Source organism: Natrinema salifodinae, from assembly GCF_900110455.1.
In the GTDB taxonomy this organism is placed as follows: domain Archaea; phylum Halobacteriota; class Halobacteria; order Halobacteriales; family Natrialbaceae; genus Natrinema; species Natrinema salifodinae.
Window position 1 is genome coordinate 394,133 of the sequence record NZ_FOIS01000001.1, and the last position, 15,050, is coordinate 409,182.

General features: G+C 65.3%; 15 protein-coding genes. 5 read left to right on the top strand and 10 right to left on the bottom strand.

Annotated elements, in window-relative coordinates; genetic code table 11:
* Positions 1–39: 39 nt before the first annotated feature.
* A complete protein-coding gene (locus BMY29_RS01760; protein WP_049991640.1) occupies positions 40–258 on the top strand; it encodes a hypothetical protein in 219 nt (72 codons plus the stop codon).
* On the opposite strand, the gene BMY29_RS01765 is transcribed toward BMY29_RS01760, so the two are convergent.
* Genes BMY29_RS01765 through BMY29_RS01785 form a run of 5 tightly spaced genes read right to left on the bottom strand, consistent with a single transcriptional unit; the run spans position 243 to position 5,709 of the window.
* Positions 243–1,337, bottom strand: coding sequence for a glycosyltransferase family 2 protein (locus BMY29_RS01765; protein ID WP_049991641.1), 1,095 nt, complete (start codon positions 1,335–1,337; stop codon positions 243–245). The genes BMY29_RS01760 and BMY29_RS01765 overlap by 16 nt on opposite strands.
* Positions 1,330–2,877 carry a nucleotide sugar dehydrogenase gene (locus BMY29_RS01770; protein WP_049991642.1) on the bottom strand — a complete coding sequence of 516 codons (1,548 nt, stop codon included), beginning with the start codon at positions 2,875–2,877 and terminating at the stop codon, positions 1,330–1,332. The genes BMY29_RS01765 and BMY29_RS01770 overlap by 8 nt, the downstream gene beginning before the upstream one ends.
* Complete coding sequence (locus BMY29_RS01775; RefSeq protein WP_049991643.1) at positions 2,874–3,932, bottom strand: Gfo/Idh/MocA family protein; 1,059 nt, start codon at positions 3,930–3,932, stop codon at positions 2,874–2,876. Before BMY29_RS01775 ends, BMY29_RS01770 begins: the two co-directional genes overlap by 4 nt.
* Positions 3,929–5,122 carry a DegT/DnrJ/EryC1/StrS family aminotransferase gene (locus BMY29_RS01780; protein ID WP_049991644.1) on the bottom strand — a complete coding sequence of 398 codons (1,194 nt, stop codon included), beginning with the start codon at positions 5,120–5,122 and terminating at the stop codon, positions 3,929–3,931. The genes BMY29_RS01775 and BMY29_RS01780 overlap by 4 nt, the downstream gene beginning before the upstream one ends.
* The gene (locus tag BMY29_RS01785; protein ID WP_049991645.1) at positions 5,119–5,709 is read right to left on the bottom strand and encodes an acyltransferase; all 591 of its coding nucleotides are present in this window, start codon (positions 5,707–5,709) and stop codon (positions 5,119–5,121) included. Before BMY29_RS01785 ends, BMY29_RS01780 begins: the two co-directional genes overlap by 4 nt.
* Before the next feature lie 488 nt (positions 5,710–6,197).
* On the opposite strand from BMY29_RS01785, the gene BMY29_RS01790 reads away from it, so the two are divergent.
* Both BMY29_RS01790 and BMY29_RS01795 read left to right on the top strand, forming a co-directional pair.
* Positions 6,198–6,734: a DUF7344 domain-containing protein gene (locus BMY29_RS01790; RefSeq protein ID WP_049991646.1), complete on the top strand. Its 537-nt coding sequence runs from the start codon at positions 6,198–6,200 to the stop codon at positions 6,732–6,734.
* Positions 6,735–6,920: 186 nt separating this feature from the next.
* Entirely contained in the window at positions 6,921–7,589 is a 669-nt protein-coding gene (locus tag BMY29_RS01795; protein WP_049991647.1) for a type 1 glutamine amidotransferase, read from the top strand.
* 92 nt (positions 7,590–7,681) lie between these two features.
* On the opposite strand, the gene BMY29_RS01800 is transcribed toward BMY29_RS01795, so the two are convergent.
* From BMY29_RS01800 to BMY29_RS01810, 3 genes are all read right to left on the bottom strand, one after another.
* Positions 7,682–8,686 (bottom strand): DUF1616 domain-containing protein, encoded by a 1,005-nt coding sequence (locus tag BMY29_RS01800; protein WP_049991648.1) that lies wholly within the window; start codon positions 8,684–8,686, stop codon positions 7,682–7,684.
* A 290-nt stretch (positions 8,687–8,976) separates the two neighbouring features.
* A complete protein-coding gene (locus BMY29_RS01805) occupies positions 8,977–9,252 on the bottom strand; it encodes a PadR family transcriptional regulator (protein WP_049991649.1) in 276 nt (91 codons plus the stop codon).
* A 225-nt stretch (positions 9,253–9,477) separates the two neighbouring features.
* On the bottom strand, positions 9,478–9,810 hold the full coding sequence (locus BMY29_RS01810) for a winged helix-turn-helix domain-containing protein (protein ID WP_049991650.1): 333 nt from the start codon (positions 9,808–9,810) through the stop codon (positions 9,478–9,480).
* A 575-nt stretch (positions 9,811–10,385) separates the two neighbouring features.
* Here BMY29_RS01810 and BMY29_RS20835 point away from each other — a divergent pair.
* Both BMY29_RS20835 and BMY29_RS01815 read left to right on the top strand, forming a co-directional pair.
* Entirely contained in the window at positions 10,386–10,550 is a 165-nt protein-coding gene (locus tag BMY29_RS20835) for a DUF7563 family protein (protein ID WP_173424944.1), read from the top strand.
* Positions 10,551–10,995: 445 nt separating this feature from the next.
* The gene (locus BMY29_RS01815) at positions 10,996–11,499 is read left to right on the top strand and encodes a DUF7344 domain-containing protein (protein ID WP_049991651.1); all 504 of its coding nucleotides are present in this window, start codon (positions 10,996–10,998) and stop codon (positions 11,497–11,499) included.
* Between the two features lie 208 nt (positions 11,500–11,707).
* Here the strand turns inward: BMY29_RS01815 and BMY29_RS01820 are convergent, their stop codons facing one another.
* Both BMY29_RS01820 and BMY29_RS01825 read right to left on the bottom strand, forming a co-directional pair.
* Positions 11,708–14,014, bottom strand: a complete 2,307-nt coding sequence (locus BMY29_RS01820; protein ID WP_074854608.1) for a DUF7282 domain-containing protein — start codon at positions 14,012–14,014, stop codon at positions 11,708–11,710.
* A gap of 218 nt (positions 14,015–14,232) precedes the next feature.
* Positions 14,233–14,715, bottom strand: a complete 483-nt coding sequence (locus BMY29_RS01825; RefSeq protein ID WP_049992295.1) for a helix-turn-helix transcriptional regulator — start codon at positions 14,713–14,715, stop codon at positions 14,233–14,235.
* Positions 14,716–15,050: the final 335 nt, after the last annotated feature.

Sequence of the window (15,050 nt, forward strand, 5' to 3'; positions counted from 1 at the left end):
TTTACCTATATTTGGAAAAGAGCCGATCGACCCCGTTCTATGAGTCTCTCCACGTTCCTCAGTGAACTTTTCTCCGACGCTGATTCCACGACGGAGTCGCCCGAAACGGCGACGGCCGAGGCGTCGGAGCACGGCGACGAGGTTCCCTCAGTCACGGTCGTCCACGAGTGTCGAGACTGCGGGACGAACGTCTCGGTCGGCACGTCCCAGTGTCCGACCTGCGAGAGCGAAGATATCGTGAGCTACTCGATAGACTGAGTCGGTGCTCGTTCGTCGCGGTCGCGATCGTGATCGCGGACCCGCTCCACCGTCGCCTCGCGTTCGTCACACGGACTCTCGAGGCTCTCGTTTTCCTCGGCGTCGAGTCGGATCGCCGTTCCCAGCGAAACGACGCCGAGCAAGGCGGCGACGAACGAGGCGATGCCGCCCGTAAAGCCCTCCTCGCCGCGCGCCGCTCGCGCGGCCGATCCGACCAGGCCGGCCAGGCCGCCGGCCAGGCCGACCGAGCCGGCGGCGTAGTAGACGACGGCGGGGTTGAACGAGCGGGCCACGTACGTGGTCTTCAGCCGCCACAGGAAGCTCCGGAGCAACAGCATGGAGACGTACCGGACGAACGGCACGTACCGAATGCTGCTCTCCTCGTCGCCGTAGACGGCCGTCATCGGGACGTCCGCCACCCGGAAGCCGGCGACGTTGAGGTGGGTCAGGATGTGGTTGAGGAAGCCGTACTGGTCGGTGATCTCGTCGAGGTCGAGCGCCTCGATCGTCTCGACCGAGATGGCGGTGTAGCCGTTCTGTGGGTCGCCGATCGACCAGTAGCCCGAGGCGAACTTCGAGAGCCCGGTGAGCAGGGCGTTGCCGACGAACCGGAACGTCGACATCTCCGCGCGATCCGTGGGGCTAACCAAGCGATTCCCCTTGGCGTAGTCGGCTTCGCCGGTGACGATCGGGTCGATAATCCGATCCAGAATGTCGGGATCCATCTGGCCGTCGCCGTTCATCACCGCGACGACGTCGAGTCCGTCCTCGGCGGCCCGCCGGTAGCCGGTCTTGACCGCGGCGCCGTAGCCGCGGTTCTCGTCGTGGCGGATCGGGACGACGCGCCGCTCGTCGCCGCCGTCGGTGACCGCCAACTCCACTTCGGCGTCCTCGGCGGCCGCCGCCTCGTTGATCCGGTCGGCGACCCGCCGGATCACGTCCCAGCTCTCGTCCGGCGAGGCGTCGTCGACGGCGTAGATCCGGTCGACGTAGTCGGGAACCGTTTCGATGACGCGGCCGACGAACGCCGCCTCGTCGTAGGCCGTGACGACGACGCCGATCTGTTTGCCCTTATACATCCTCGCCTCCGTCGGTGGTCACGTCCATCGGTCCCGAGTCCGGGTCCGGGTCCGACTTCGATCCCGATTCCGAGCCGGGGCCTCCGGTATCGGCTCCGACGGCTCCCTCGCGCGCCCCTCGTGGCGGCTGCCCGTCGCTCGCTCCCGCGAGATCGTACTCGCGGTGGTCGGTCTCCGCGAGGTCGACCGCGTCGCGGCCGTCGACGACGACCATCGACTCGAGGCTCGCCCAGTCGATCCGGTCGAACTCCTCGTGGGGCGTGACGACCACCGCGGCGTCGAACGACTCGTCCGCCAGGCCGTCGATCGCGACGGGGCGCGCGCCGTAGTCGGCCGGATCGACCAGCGGATCGACGCCCGCGACGTCCGCGCCGCGCTCGTCCAAGGCGTCGATGATCCCCAGCGCCGGCGAGGCGCGGGTCTCCTCGACGCCGGGCCGGTACGTGATCCCGAGGACGACGACCGACGCGTCCGCCAGATCGGTCCCCGTCCGATCGAGTTCTCCCTCGAGCCGGTCGACGACGACCGACGGCATCTCGTCGTTGACCCGGCGAGCGGTCCGCGTCACGGCCATCGGCTCCTCGGTCCGGCCGAGCAGGAAGTGCGGGTAGTAGGGGATGCAGTGGCCGCCGACGCCCGGACCGGGGTCGTGGAGCTGGCACATCGGCAGGTCGTTGGCCGTGTCGATCGCCTCGCGCACGGAGATGCCGAGCTCGTCGGCGAGCCGGCCGAGTTCGTTCGCCAGGCCGATGTTGACGTCGCGGTAGATCCCCTCGAACACCTTGACCGCCTCCGCGGTCGTCGCGTCAGAGACGGGGTGGACCTCGTTGTCCGAGAGCTCGTCGTAGACGATCGATGCGACGCGGGTACTTTCGTCGTCGACGCCGCCGACCACTTTCGGATACGCGCCGCGGATGTCCTGCAGGGCGCGGCCGCTCGACGTCCGCTCGGGGCAGAACGCGAGCCCGAACTCGTCGGTCGCCAGGCCGCTCTCGCTCGCGAGATGGGGCTCGAGCACGTCCCGGCAGGTCCCCGGCGGGAGCGTCGACTCGGCGATCACCAGGTCGCCCGGGGAGAGCCCGGCCGCGATGTCGTCGGCGACCGACTCGACCGTCGCCAGGTTCGGAGTATCGTTCTCGTCGAGCAGCGTCGGGACGATGACGACGTGGACCCTGGCCTCGGCGGCCGCGTCCGGTCCCTCGGTCGTCGCCTCGAGCCGGCCGGCGGCGACCTGCTCGGCCACCAGGTCGTCGAGCCCGGGTTCGCCGACGACGTGGCTCTCGCCGCCGTTGATCGTCTCGACGACGGCGGGATCGACGTCGACGCCAATGACGTTCCCCGTCGTCTCGGCGTAGACCGCCGCGAGCGGGAGCCCCATCTTGCCGAGCCCGTAGACGGCGACCGGAATCTCGCCGTCGGCCAGGCGCTCGCGCTGGCGATCCGCGGGGAGGGCGGCGTCGTAGAGACCGCCGTCGGTGTCGGCGTCGGCGTCGGCGGCTGCCGCGGATCCGTCGGTCGGAGTCGGAGCGTCAGCCGTCACGCTTCCACCTCCTGTTCCCGCTCTCGGTCCCGCTCGGGAGAGCGTTCGTCATCGGGCGTCTCGTCCGTCGGCCCCGACGCGAGCCGGTCGATCAGCTGGACCGTCTCGAGGGCCGCGATGCCGTCCTCGGCGGTGACCTCCGGCTCGGACGCAGTCCGAGCCGCCTCGACGAACGACTCGAGTTCGTACCGCAACGGCTCGCCGGTGTCGACGTGGGGCCGCTCGACGACGCTCTCGTGGCGGTAGCGGGGTTGGCCGTCGTCCGAGAGGTACTCGGGGTAGGAATCGCGGTGGATCAACACGGACTGGTCGAGGTAGTCGACCTCGACGAAACACTCGCGGGCGGTCACCGCGAGCCGGCGCACCTTCTTCTGGGTGACCCGGCTCGCCGTCAGCGTCGCGACCGCGTCGTCGTACTCGACCGTCGCGGTGGCGTACTGCCCGTCGTCGGTTCCCATCGCGGCGACCGAGTGCGGCCGATCGTCGAGGATCGATCCGACGACGTCTACGTCGTGGACCATCAGGTCGTGGACGACGTTGCCCGGTGCCATCCGATCGATCGGCGGGCCGAGCCGCTCGGCCTCGATGCTGATCACGTCCAGGTCGTCGATCAACTCCTCGATCGTCTGAACCGCGGGGTTGAACCGCTCGATGTGGCCGACCTGAAGGACCAGGCCCGCCTCGCGCGCCTGGTCGGCCAGGCGCCGGCCCTGTTCGACGGTCTCGGCGATGGGCTTCTCGACGAGAACGTGGACGCCGGCGTCGAGACAGGTCGAGACCGTCTCGTAGTGGGCGTGGGTGGGGACGGCCACCGTCACGACGTCACAGCGGTCGAGCAGCGTCTCGAGGTCGAGTGATTCGGTCCCGTACTCGCCGGCGACCCGATCGGCGACCGACTCGTCGTGATCGGTGACGCCGGCGAGCTCGACCCGGGGCAGTCCGGCGTAGACGCGCGCATGGTTCTCGCCCATGGAGCCGACGCCGATGACGCCGGCTCGGAGCTGTGCTTCGGTCGCTGATTCGGTCGTCGCGTCCGCTTTCGGATCCGTGCTCATTGAGTGGTGAAGTGGTCTCGCACTGCTTCGACGACAGTTCGGCTGTCGCGCTCGGAGAGGTTCGGGTGAACGGGGAGGGAGAGGACCTCGTCGGCCGCCCGCTCCGCCGCCGGAAGCCGCGCCGCCGCCGTGCTGATCGTCTCGTAGGCCGGCTGGTGGTGGATCGGCGTATCGTAGTAGACGCCGGTTCCGACGTCGCGCTCCGCGAGGGTCGCCTCGAGGGCGTCCCGGTCCTCGGTCCGGACCGTGTACTGGTGGTAAACGTGGCGGTAGCCGGTCGGTTCCGTCGGCGTCTCGAGCGGGAGGTCGGCCAGGCGATCGTCGTAGAAGTCGGCGGTCTGGCGGCGCGCGCGGTTGAACGCCGAGAGCTGCTCGAGTTGTACGCGACCGATCGCCGCCGCGATGGAGGTCATCCGGAAGTTGTGCCCGAGATCGACGTGGTCGTAGCCGCCGGTCCCGCTCACGTCGCGGCCGTGGTTGACGTAGCTCGCGGCGCGCTCGGCGACGTCGTCGCGGTCCGTGACGATCATCCCGCCCTCGCCCGTGGTCATGTTCTTCGTCGGGTAGAACGAGAAGCAGGCCGCGTCGCCGAATCCGCCGACGCGCGTGCCGTCGACGGTCGCCCCGTGGGCTTGGCAGGCGTCCTCGACGACGAACAGGTCGTGCTCGTCGGCGATTTCACAGAGGGCCGGCATGTCCGCGGCCAGGCCGTAGAGGTGGACGGGAACGATGCCGACGATGTCCTCGCGCTCGGCGAGCACCCGTTCGACGTCGGCCGGGTCCAGCGTGTACGTCTCCGGATCGACGTCGGCGAAGACGGGTTTGCCGCCGGCCAGGCGGATGGCGTTCGCGCTCGCGACGAAGGAGAACGGCGAGGTGATCACCGCGTCGCCTTCCTCGAGCCCGATGGCCTCGAGGGCGGCGTGGAGCGCGGTCGTCCCGTTCGACGTTGCGACCGCGTCGTCCGTCCCGCAGTAAGCCGCGAATTCCTCCTCGAAGGCCCTGACTTCCGGCCCGTCCGCGAGCCGGCCGTCCTCGAGGACCGCCTGCACCCGCCGGACGGCGTCGTCGCTGAGTTCGGGATCGGCGATCGAGACCGACGTCACCTGTTCGACGTCGGCCGCTTCGTCCACGCCGGCGTCGGCGTCGACACCGCCGTCGGTCTCGGGGTTCGGCTCGGTGTCGGTCATGCGAGCTGGTTCGCTCCGTCGAGCGGTTCCGGGAGCGACTGCACGGTCGCCGGCGTCCCGACGGCCAGGCTGTTCGGTGGCACGTCCTCGGTAACGACGGCGCCGGCCGCGACGAACGCGTTTTCGCCGACGGTGACGCCGGGCAGCAGCGTCGCGTTCGCGCCGATCGACGCGCCGTCCTCGATCGTCGGCCCCTCGAGTTCGGTGTCGGCCCGAATCGGGTACTCGTCGTTGGTCAGGACGGCGCCGGGGCCGACGAAGACGTTGCTCCCGATCGTCGTCTGGGTCGGCACGTAGACGTTCGTCTGGATGCTGACGTGCGAGCCGATCGTCGTCTGGCCGTCGATGACCGTCTTGGTTCCGACGAGCACGTCGTCGCCGATGGTCGTTCCCTCGCGGACCAGGACGTCGTGGCCCGTCGAGAACTCGTCGCCGATCGTCACGTCGCCGTAGACGATCGACCCGGTTCGAATCGTCGCGTCGTCGCCGATCCGAGTCGGCGCGTCGAACTCGCCGTAGCCGACCGTCGCCCCGTCGTCGATGGTACAGCCGTCGCCGCGGACGACGTCGCGCACCGTTTCGCTCATCGATGGTCACCTCGGTCGCCGCGGCCGTGGTCGCCCCAGCTCCCGCTCGAGCGACCGCGATTCGCTATCGTCGCACGTGTTCGAACCGCTAATCGGCGTCGTGGTCGGTCGCGTATTCGTTTCATAGCTAATCGATACCCGCGTGGGCAATCATGCTGATACAGCCGGTAACGACGCTTTGTTATCCCCGCCCTGAGCGTCCTGTAGCCACGAACTACAGCGCCATCGAGACGCCGATCCCGCGACCGTCGCGCGACACCCGGTCGCGCTCCCCATCGATCGATCGGGGTGGGTTCGATTCCCGAAATATTGGCGTAGACGTCTGTCACGGACGCTAACAGGTACAATTCCCTTTCGCGCGGGTAGCCGAGTGATAGTAAAGGGTCACAGTCTGGGAGTCGGTGCTGTGAGCTATCCGACCACGCCCGACCCCGCTCCAGACCGCGGGGAACGGACGCGGAACGCCAGCGGATACGACGAGGACACGCATGACTGACATCGAACTCACGCAGGCCGAACTGTTCGACGTGTTCAGCAACGCACGTCGACGCCGAACGGTCCAATACCTGAAACGACAGGGCGGCTCCTGTGATCTCGCACCGTTAGTCGAGCAGGTCGCCGCCTGGGAGAACGATACCAACCCCGACGATGTCACCCGCACCCAGCGCCGGCGGGTCTACATCTCGCTGTACCAGACCCACCTGCCGATGCTCGAGGACCACGGGATCGTCGATTGGGATCCAGACGGCCACGAGATCGAACTCCTCCCGAGCGAGGAACGGTTCGAACCGTACCTCGATCGCCACCTCGAGGATCGGTGGGAGTGGCACCGACTCTACGCGGCCGTGACGGCGCTCGGCGCCGTCGGGTTCGCGCTGACCTGGCTCGCAGTCGGCCCGCTGACGACGGCCCTCGCGCCGATCGTCGCGCTGGCCCTCTGCCTGGCCGTCCTCGTTCTCTCGGCGGCACAGCACGTCTCACGCCGCCCCGATCTGACCCTTCCGCTCGGCTTTGCGAGTCGGTAGGCTCCTCCCACACTCACCGTCCCCGTCGTCGCCTTTTCCGTCCCGAGTCGGTTCTCTCCCGCTCTTTTTGGCCGTCATTCGGCTCGTCGTACCCGATACGCTCGTCCGTCCCTCTGCGATCCGAAGCCGAGCGAACTAGTGCCCAGTCGAAACGATGAGGGCCACTGACCGATAAGCGGAACACACATGGCCGCTGTGGACACGGACCCCTCGACCCTGTACGTCGTTCGGAACGAGGTCGACGCCGACTGCGAGTACCACTGCGACGCGGTCGCGTCGCGGTTCCCGGCCGCCGACGAGGTGGATTTCGTCGCGGGCGAACGGATCCCCCTCGACGACGCCGACGGCGTCGTCCTCACCGGCAGCACCGCGGCCGTATACGAATCCGAGCGCCGGCCGTGGATCGACGACCAGGCGACCCTCGTTCGCGAACTCGTCGACCGCGAAATTCCCACGCTCGGCGTCTGCTTCGGACACCAGATCGCGAACGCGGCACTCGGCGGCACCGTCGAGCACGTCGGAACGACTGCGCGGCTCGTCGAGGCGACGCTCGCCGACGAGCCGCTGTTCGAGGGAGTCGCTCCGGTCGTCCCAGCCCTTCACGGCGACGCCGTGACCGAGCCGGGTGCGGAGATGGAGGTCATCGCCTCGGCGGACCACGCCCGCGTGTTCGGCACGCGCCACCGCTCGGCCCCGCTGTGGACCGTTCAGTTCCATCCAGAAGTTACCGCTGCCCTCCGGGACCGTCTCGTCGAAGACTTCGGCTGGGAGCCGACGGCGTTCTCGTTCGACGACGTCTCCGCGGACCGCATTTTCGAGCACTTCGACCGATTCGTCGCGGAGGCGACGCCCTGATCGGATCGGTTCCTCCGGCGTCCCCGCCGATACCGACGCGATTTCCGTCGCCTGGTCTCCTGTTCCGCGCCGCCGCCGCCTCGTCCAGTCGCCTACTCGTCCGCCTCGCCGCCCGTCACCGTCACCCAGAAGTGGGTCTCCTCGGCGGCGTTCTCGTTCGTGGGAGTGGCCGGCGGCTCGTCGTGATAGAGCAACACGCTGATGCGGACTGTTTCGCCTGGCGCCGCCGTCGGCGCGATCGACCGTTCGCCCGTTCCCGTCGCGCCGTCGGACACGCTCGCGTCGATGCGTCGCAACTCCGCGCGCTCGGTCACCTCGCCGTCCTCGCTGACGACCTGCTCCTGGACGACGACCGTGTAGTCGCGGTCCTCGCCCTCCTGATTCTCGATCGCGATCGTGACCGGGATCGACTCGCCGGATTCCACCTCGCCGGGGAGGTTCCCGGCGACCAACTCGCCGTCGTCGGCCTCGCTGTAGAGCGCGAGTTCGGTGAAGCCGCCGGCCGACACGGGGAACAGAAAGCCCACGAGCAAGGCCCCGGCCGCGGTCGCGATCGCCAGCACGAGCACGATCGACGAGACGGTCGCGACCGCGCCTTCGTCCCGGCGGAGCCGCCGGACGCCCGCCGTCAGCGAGACGGTAAAGCGCTCGGCGGCCGGCGTTCGGAGCCGTCGTACGGCACCGAGCTGTGCGACAGCGACCGTGACGAGCGCGAGCGCCGCCGCGATCGACGCGGTCGTCAGCCCCCACGACGTCAGCGGCAACGCCAGGACGACCGCCGGCACGATCGCGATCGAGAGGACGAACGCCAGGCCGAGATGTTCGACGGTATCGATCCCGCGGGGATGGGTCGCCGTCGCCGCCGTTGCGGTCTCCCGCGCGTCGCGCTCGCCGGCCGGAAACAGGACCGAGACGAGCGCGTAGCCCGGTAGAAACAATGCGAGCGGGAACGTCGCGAACAGCCGCGGCCCGCCGTCGACCCCGCCAGCCGTCGCGACCAGATACGCGAGCAAAGCGCCGACCGAGACGGCCGCGAGATCGATCGGGTAGCGGCGAACGACCGCGAATCGAGTCAAGGTGCCGGTTTCGTGGCTCATCGCTGCTCCACCGTCGTTCGCTGCTCGAGAGCCGATCGACCGACGAACAGTACGGATCCCATTCTCGTCCGGTCGCTACACTCTCACGTGCTTTGTTATGACCGCGTTACCGAGTGCGACCGGACGGCCGGGCGGCTGTGCGGGCCCGAGTAGGCCGCGGAATCGGGCCGAGAACGTGATCGGAATCGGGACTGTGACTGTGGCAGAATCCGGGATCGAGATCGGAGCCACGCCTGGCGATCGCTGGCGACGGTCGCTCACCGCGTTTCGTCGCCGCGAGTTCGATCGCGTCAGAAATCGACGTACTGCTCCTCCCACTCCCGGCGCTCTTCGATCTGCTGTCGACCGGCATCAGTGATCGCGTAGTAGTTCGTTCGCCTGTCGAGTTGTCCCTTCTCGACCAGTTCCTTGTTGACGAGCGTGTCCAGATTAGGGTACAGTCGGCCGTGATTGATCTCCGAACTGTAGTACTTCTCGACCTCGTCTTTGACGGTCTGTCCCGACGGTCGGTCAGCGCCCGCGATCACGTACAACAGATCACGCTGGAAGCCGGTCAGATCGTGCATTGCTCAATCACAGTGACCGTTCCAGTGAGTAGATATTTGTTATCCGTATCATACAGGATTGTCCCAGTTATTTTAAGCAATGTTACCGAACCGAAACGGACAGTTCCGGTGACGGTCACTCGCTGGTGGGGAAGTCCATCGTCCGCAGTCCAAATGAGCAGTCACTTATCTGAAACGAAACGGACGGCGCGACCGTTCGCAGACCTAATTTCGATCACGCTCGGATTAGTCCTCGGTATCCGAGACGGCAACTTCGATTCCGTCCGCGCCGATCCGAACGTGGAGGACGTCGACGGTCGCCTCGTATGCGGTCGTGTGCGACCCGTCGTCCTCGAACCGCACGCATTCCGCGAGGAGATCGCTCTCGAGGAGGTTGTTGATTCGTCGGTACACGGTGGCTGACGAACTGTCCGTTCGCTTCGTCAGTTCCTTCGCCGTCTTCGGGCCCTCGCTCGTCGCGATAAGGATCGTCCGGGCACAGTCGTCTCCGAGGACGTCGAGCTGGGCAGACGGGTCGGCAGTCGACTCCGATCGAGTGTTACTCGCTTGCGTTGACATAGTCGTGGTCACCTGGTGGGGCAGGTCCGTTCGATCTCCGTGAGCGGTGACGATTCGGAACAGCGGGGAAAGACTACCACTGTCCGAGAGGCACCGTTACATTCCGGCACGACGATCGGTAAGCGATAGTGGTATTTTATAACGATGTACCTTATTCACTGCCGCCAGTTCGTTCCGTGAGGTAAGATCGTATTTCGATCGAGAAACTACTGCTTTAGACCGGCTTGCGAAGCGATCAACTCGCTGTTTGACGACCCAAGACGCCCCAATACGAGTGAATTCGGATTGAGGTCGTTTGTTGGCTGATTATCGATTCGGTCTACTTTCGGCCTATTTGGGCATTCTCACCGGCTCCAGAGGCCAGAAATAGGCTGTTTCCAGCTTTCCGAGTGCACGTACCGGGTGAACGGTCTCCGTCCTTTATTCGCATCTGCTCCCCTCGGTACGATGATGCCCGGACGAGCCCCACCGACACAGGACCGCTGTCCGCGGGCCGATCGGCGGCGCATCAGTTCGTCGCTCGTCCGAGTACACCCCCACAAACCATGACCCCTCAACAGCAAGACTGGAAGCCCATGGAATCGTCGACGGCCGGCGCTCGCTGCCGAAACTGTGGCACGCACGTGACACAGCAGTTCGCTCGCGTCTTCGGTGACAACGGTGACGTCGTCCACGGCTGTCCATCCTGTACAACCTATCGGGAGATGCAGTCCGGCGGCCATCTCCCCGGAAGCCGATAACTGATCCGGTCCCGACACCGGTATTCGCGTCGCTTACACACGTCATCGTTTTCTGTCGCCCCGACTCAGTGACCGGCAGCCGTCGCCGTCGTCACCGAGGGGTGTCGTCGATCGTCGCGGCCGCGACGCGTGCGTCATCGTCCGTTCTCCCCTATTTTCCCCTTCTTCCCCGCTCTGTCCAACCCGGCGTCCATCGCCTGCTCGTTACTCCCGCGTCGTGCCAGCGTCGCAATATCGCGACGAGGTACTGCGAACCGTCGGTGACCCAACAGCGCGGTTAATTGTATCCTCCCCTTACGGCGATGCTCGCGTCCCTCGATTTCACCCGCCGAAACGGACGATGGCGTAACCTGCAAAAGTTAAAGTTAGTGGTGGGAGAAGTTGGGGTACATGGTCACTGGTGGTGGACTGCCCCTCGAGAACTCTCCCCCTGTCTCCCCGATCGATGTCAGTTCAAACGGACAGAACTGAACCGCTCGAGGAGAGCGAGGTGTTTCACATCCTCGGTAACGATAGGCGGCGGGCTATCGTGCAGTTGCTCGCGAACGAAGGCGGCCAGGTCGACGTCTCCGACGTCGCGAGCGAGATCGCTGCCACCGAATCCGACACCACGCCCGTCCCGAACAACCTCTACAAGAGCGTCTACGTCTCACTCCAACAGACGCATCTCCCCCAGCTCGAGGAGGACGCCGTGATCGAGTACGACTCGGAGGCGAAGACGATCCGGCCTGGCCGGCACTTCGACGACGTGCTCCGGTACGTCGACGGTCACAACGACGATCATTCGCAGGTCCTTCAACTCCACCTCGGGCTCTGCGTTCTCGGACTCGCGGTCATCGCGCTGGCCGGACTCGGCGTTCCGGTCGTCTCCGCGATCGATCCCGTGCTCTCGAGCGTCCTGGTGTTGCTCGCCGCCGGCGCCAGCAGCCTCTATCAGCTCCTCGCCTGAGTCTCGGCCCGCCTCCCCTCACGAGCGACCCGCTTCGCCGCTCTTGCACTTTCCGCCGCTACGAGCGTTGGCCAGGCCGTGACGTGCGTCTCGTCTGCGTGCTGAACTCACCGAAAGAAGATCGCCGCTGTATTCGCGACGACGGGAAAAGACGCGCCGTCCGTTGGAGCCGATGCGTTCGTCGGTGGCGGTGCGATAGTCGAGGCCGTTAGGCCGCGACGTGACCGATCGACGACTCAACGTCGCCGTTCGTCAGATCATCGTCACCGTTGTCGGTCTCGTTGGTTTCGTCGGTCTCGATCTCTTCTCCCTCAGTTAGTTCGATGGTCGCGACCTGACCGGACTGTTCGGTCAGTACCATCTGGATGTACGACCCGGGCGAGAAACTGCTCGTGTTGACCTGGAACTCGACGTTCGCGCTCTCGCCGCTTTCGAGCGTCACTTCCTCCCCGGTGACGAAGTCACCGTTGAGCCGGAACTCGACGGATTCGGTCCGTTCCTCATCCGTCGGATTCTCGATAGTTGCCGTCGCGATGAGCGGTTCACCGACTGCGACTTCCTCGGGCGCGTCGAATTCACTCACGACGAAGGACTCGGCCGTCACCTCTCCGTCGATCTCTTCATCGACATCGTCGGTCACGTTCTCGTCTTCGGTCGGCTCTTCGTCGGCGGGTTCGTCTTCGATGGCGTCAGTTTCGTTGTCCTCAGCAGGTTCTTCGTCCTCCACCGGTTCCTCGTCGACCGGCTCTTCATCGACATCGTCGGTCACGTTCTCGTCTTCAGTCGGTTCTTCGTCCTCCACCGGCTCTTCATCGACATCGTCGGTCACGTTCTCGTCTTCAGTCGGTTCTTCGTCCTCCACCGGCTCTTCATCGACCGGCTCTTCATCGACGGGTTCGTCCTCAACTGGTTCTTCGTCGACCGGCTCTTCTTCAATCGGCATTTCATCGCCATCTTCGAGCACAACGAAGACGGTCGCCTCTTCGATGGTGATCTGGATTTGGTGACCGTCGCCCGCTTCGTCGCTCGCGCGGTCATCGTCTCCGTCCACATCGTCTTCGACGGGAGCGACGTCAGTATCGTCCGTCTCGTTCGTCTCGTTCGTCTCGTCTCCGATTCCGGCGGCCGTGTCGTTGTCCGCAGTTTCGGTGTCGGTATCGACATCGAGACCGTCGTCGGTCTCGTTATCGTCAGTCGGCTCTTCCGCAGCCGATTCGTCCCCGAACATACCGAGGTGGCCAAGTGCGCCGTCAGCGCCCTGGATCTCGAGGTTCTCGACGGAGACGGTGATCGCCACATTCTCGAAGGACAGATCTCGGTCGCCGAACTCGGCTTCGGCATCCGTAGCGCTCTCGTTATCGTCAACCGGTCCGTCTTCGACGGGCTGCTCGTCGACCGGCTCTTCGTCAAGGTCGGTTTCGTTATCCTCGCCGTCTTCGATCGGCTGCCCCTCAACGGGTTCGTCCTCGACGCCGTCAGTTTCGTTGTCCTCGCTTGGTTCGGCGTCGAGGCCGTTGTCAGCGGCCTCGTCCTCGCCGAACATGTCGTCCTGAGAGTCGTTGAGTTCGTCCTGCGTGACCAGGTGGACGTTGAGCTGTTCGACGATGACGTTGATCGTTAGTTCGTCGGCCGCGGCGGGCTCTTCATCGACCGGTTCTTCCGCAACGGGTCCTTCGTCGACGCCGTCGGTCTCGTTGTCGTCGATCGGCTGCTCGTCGACCGGTTCTTCGTCGACCGGTTCTTGAACGACGTCGCCGGTTTCGTTATCCTCGGTCTCGTTGTCCGCGACCGGTTCTTCATCGACGGTATCGGTTTTGTTCTCGTCGACCGGCTCTTGAACGACGTCGCCGGTTTCGTTATCCTCGGTCTCGTTGTCCGCGACCGGTCCCTCGTCAGTCCCATCGACGGAGACCACTGCGTCGTCGGTCACCGGCTCGTCGTCGGCCGTGAGGAACGGCCCGTCAGCCTGGCCTTCGGTCTCGACGAAGTCGTACTCCTGGTTGTCGTTCGTGTCGCGATGCGGCATCGCGATCAGCGTTTCATCCTCCTCAAGCGGCTCGTCGAGGGTGACCTCGACGTTCTCGTGGGCCCCCGCTTCGAGGTATGCCGACGTGCCGATGACGCTCTCGAAGGCGTCACCCACCAGAAGGCTACTATCGTGGATCGTCACGAAGCCCCCGCTCGCCATCGAGACGTTTTCGACGACGACCGTCTCACCGTCGGTCGCCTGGTCTTCAAACGTCACGTACGCGGACTGTTGCTCGCCGTCGTCGGCGACAGACTCGTTTTCGAGTCCGTCGTCATCGTCTGCCGTGGCGTTTTCGACGTCTCCGTCATCACCTACCGGTCCGTCCGTCGTCTCGTTGTCCGTTTGGTTCTGGTCGACCTCGTCGCCTTCGACCTCGTCGCTCTGCTCGACGGTCCCAGCGCCCGCCGCCGCTGTGACCATCGCCCCGCTCGAGCAGACGAGCATCAAGGCGACGACAAGTGTGAGTAACTGATTGCGTGCGTTCATGGTTGCCGTAGAGGCATCCGTTTTGTCGTGATTTCCGGGGATAAACCGGCAGAACCATTACGCATAGAAATCGGATACTACGGCCAACGCGGGGCGTATTCAGTCGCTCGTTCGATCGCGGAAAACAACGATTGCTGATAGGAATGGCCCGGCTCGATCCGTTGTCAGCGTCGGTGACAGTGGCAGCAGTAGAAACAGTGCGAGCACCGCGACTGACACTAGTCGTCGTTGGCTTGCTCCGGTGACTTCGAAGCCGTCGGCTCGTGTCCCGGCAGACAGACCAGGTTCTCCCGCCCGAGGCGGAGTTTCGTGATCTGGTCGTCTTCCTCGAGGTCGGCGAGCAGCCGGCTGACCTTCGCTTTCGACCAGTCGACGGAGTTGACGATGTGTGACTGTTTCATTCGACCGCCGTTATCCTGGAGGAGTTGCCGAACCCGTTCCCGATCGGTCATAAACTCCTCGCGGTCCGGTTCCCGATCGGCGGCGAGCGAGTCCGGCTCCTCGTACCGGTTGCGAGCGACGAGGATCCCGCCGAGAAGCGCGAGCGCGAACATCCCCACGAGGGCAGCGAGGTGCGCGCCCCCCTCCAGTTGGAGCGGCCGGACGGCGGTCGATTCCGCGACGATTTCGGACGCGATCGCTCCGTTAGTCGATGGCGCGAGCGTCTCGACGGACGTGGCAACTCGGTGAAGGGAGCTCATGGCGCCTGGAGAGGGTTCTCGTTCACTCGATTCACGTCCTGTACCGTCGTGGCCGCTCTACAAATCGCTTTTTATCGGACATGGACTGTTAGCATTTTAGCTGTATTTCACGATGAGCGTTAATTCAATTCAACCGATATATCGCCGCGGACGGTGAGCAAGTTCACGGTGGGTCCACGCCGACTCAGTCGCTCCCTAGCGGGGGCGGAACGGCATTGGCCGTGATCGAGACCGGACCGGGAAGACAGTCGCTGGTCATGGTATGGGAACCCTTTGTTCGACGAGCCGAATAAACTCGACCGGACGTTCGAAATGGTTAGCGCGGATTCACTCCG

Excerpts from the sequence above, each read along its gene's own strand:
- BMY29_RS20835 (WP_173424944.1), top strand. The coding sequence starts at position 10,386 with ATGGAATCGTCGACGGCCGGCGCTCGCTGCCGAAACTGTGGCACGCAC.
- BMY29_RS01825 (WP_049992295.1), bottom strand. The coding sequence starts at position 14,715 with ATGAGCTCCCTTCACCGAGTTGCCACGTCCGTCGAGACGCTCGCGCCA.
- BMY29_RS01800 (WP_049991648.1), bottom strand. The coding sequence starts at position 8,686 with ATGAGCCACGAAACCGGCACCTTGACTCGATTCGCGGTCGTTCGCCGC.
- BMY29_RS01765 (WP_049991641.1), bottom strand. The coding sequence starts at position 1,337 with ATGTATAAGGGCAAACAGATCGGCGTCGTCGTCACGGCCTACGACGAG.
- BMY29_RS01780 (WP_049991644.1), bottom strand. The coding sequence starts at position 5,122 with ATGACCGACACCGAGCCGAACCCCGAGACCGACGGCGGTGTCGACGCC.
- BMY29_RS01795 (WP_049991647.1), top strand. The coding sequence starts at position 6,921 with ATGGCCGCTGTGGACACGGACCCCTCGACCCTGTACGTCGTTCGGAAC.
- BMY29_RS01820 (WP_074854608.1), bottom strand. The coding sequence starts at position 14,014 with ATGAACGCACGCAATCAGTTACTCACACTTGTCGTCGCCTTGATGCTC.
- BMY29_RS01785 (WP_049991645.1), bottom strand. The coding sequence starts at position 5,709 with ATGAGCGAAACGGTGCGCGACGTCGTCCGCGGCGACGGCTGTACCATC.
- BMY29_RS01805 (WP_049991649.1), bottom strand. The coding sequence starts at position 9,252 with ATGCACGATCTGACCGGCTTCCAGCGTGATCTGTTGTACGTGATCGCG.
- BMY29_RS01775 (WP_049991643.1), bottom strand. The coding sequence starts at position 3,932 with ATGAGCACGGATCCGAAAGCGGACGCGACGACCGAATCAGCGACCGAA.
- BMY29_RS01760 (WP_049991640.1), top strand. The coding sequence starts at position 40 with ATGAGTCTCTCCACGTTCCTCAGTGAACTTTTCTCCGACGCTGATTCC.
- BMY29_RS01815 (WP_049991651.1), top strand. The coding sequence starts at position 10,996 with ATGTCAGTTCAAACGGACAGAACTGAACCGCTCGAGGAGAGCGAGGTG.
- BMY29_RS01810 (WP_049991650.1), bottom strand. The coding sequence starts at position 9,810 with ATGTCAACGCAAGCGAGTAACACTCGATCGGAGTCGACTGCCGACCCG.
- BMY29_RS01790 (WP_049991646.1), top strand. The coding sequence starts at position 6,198 with ATGACTGACATCGAACTCACGCAGGCCGAACTGTTCGACGTGTTCAGC.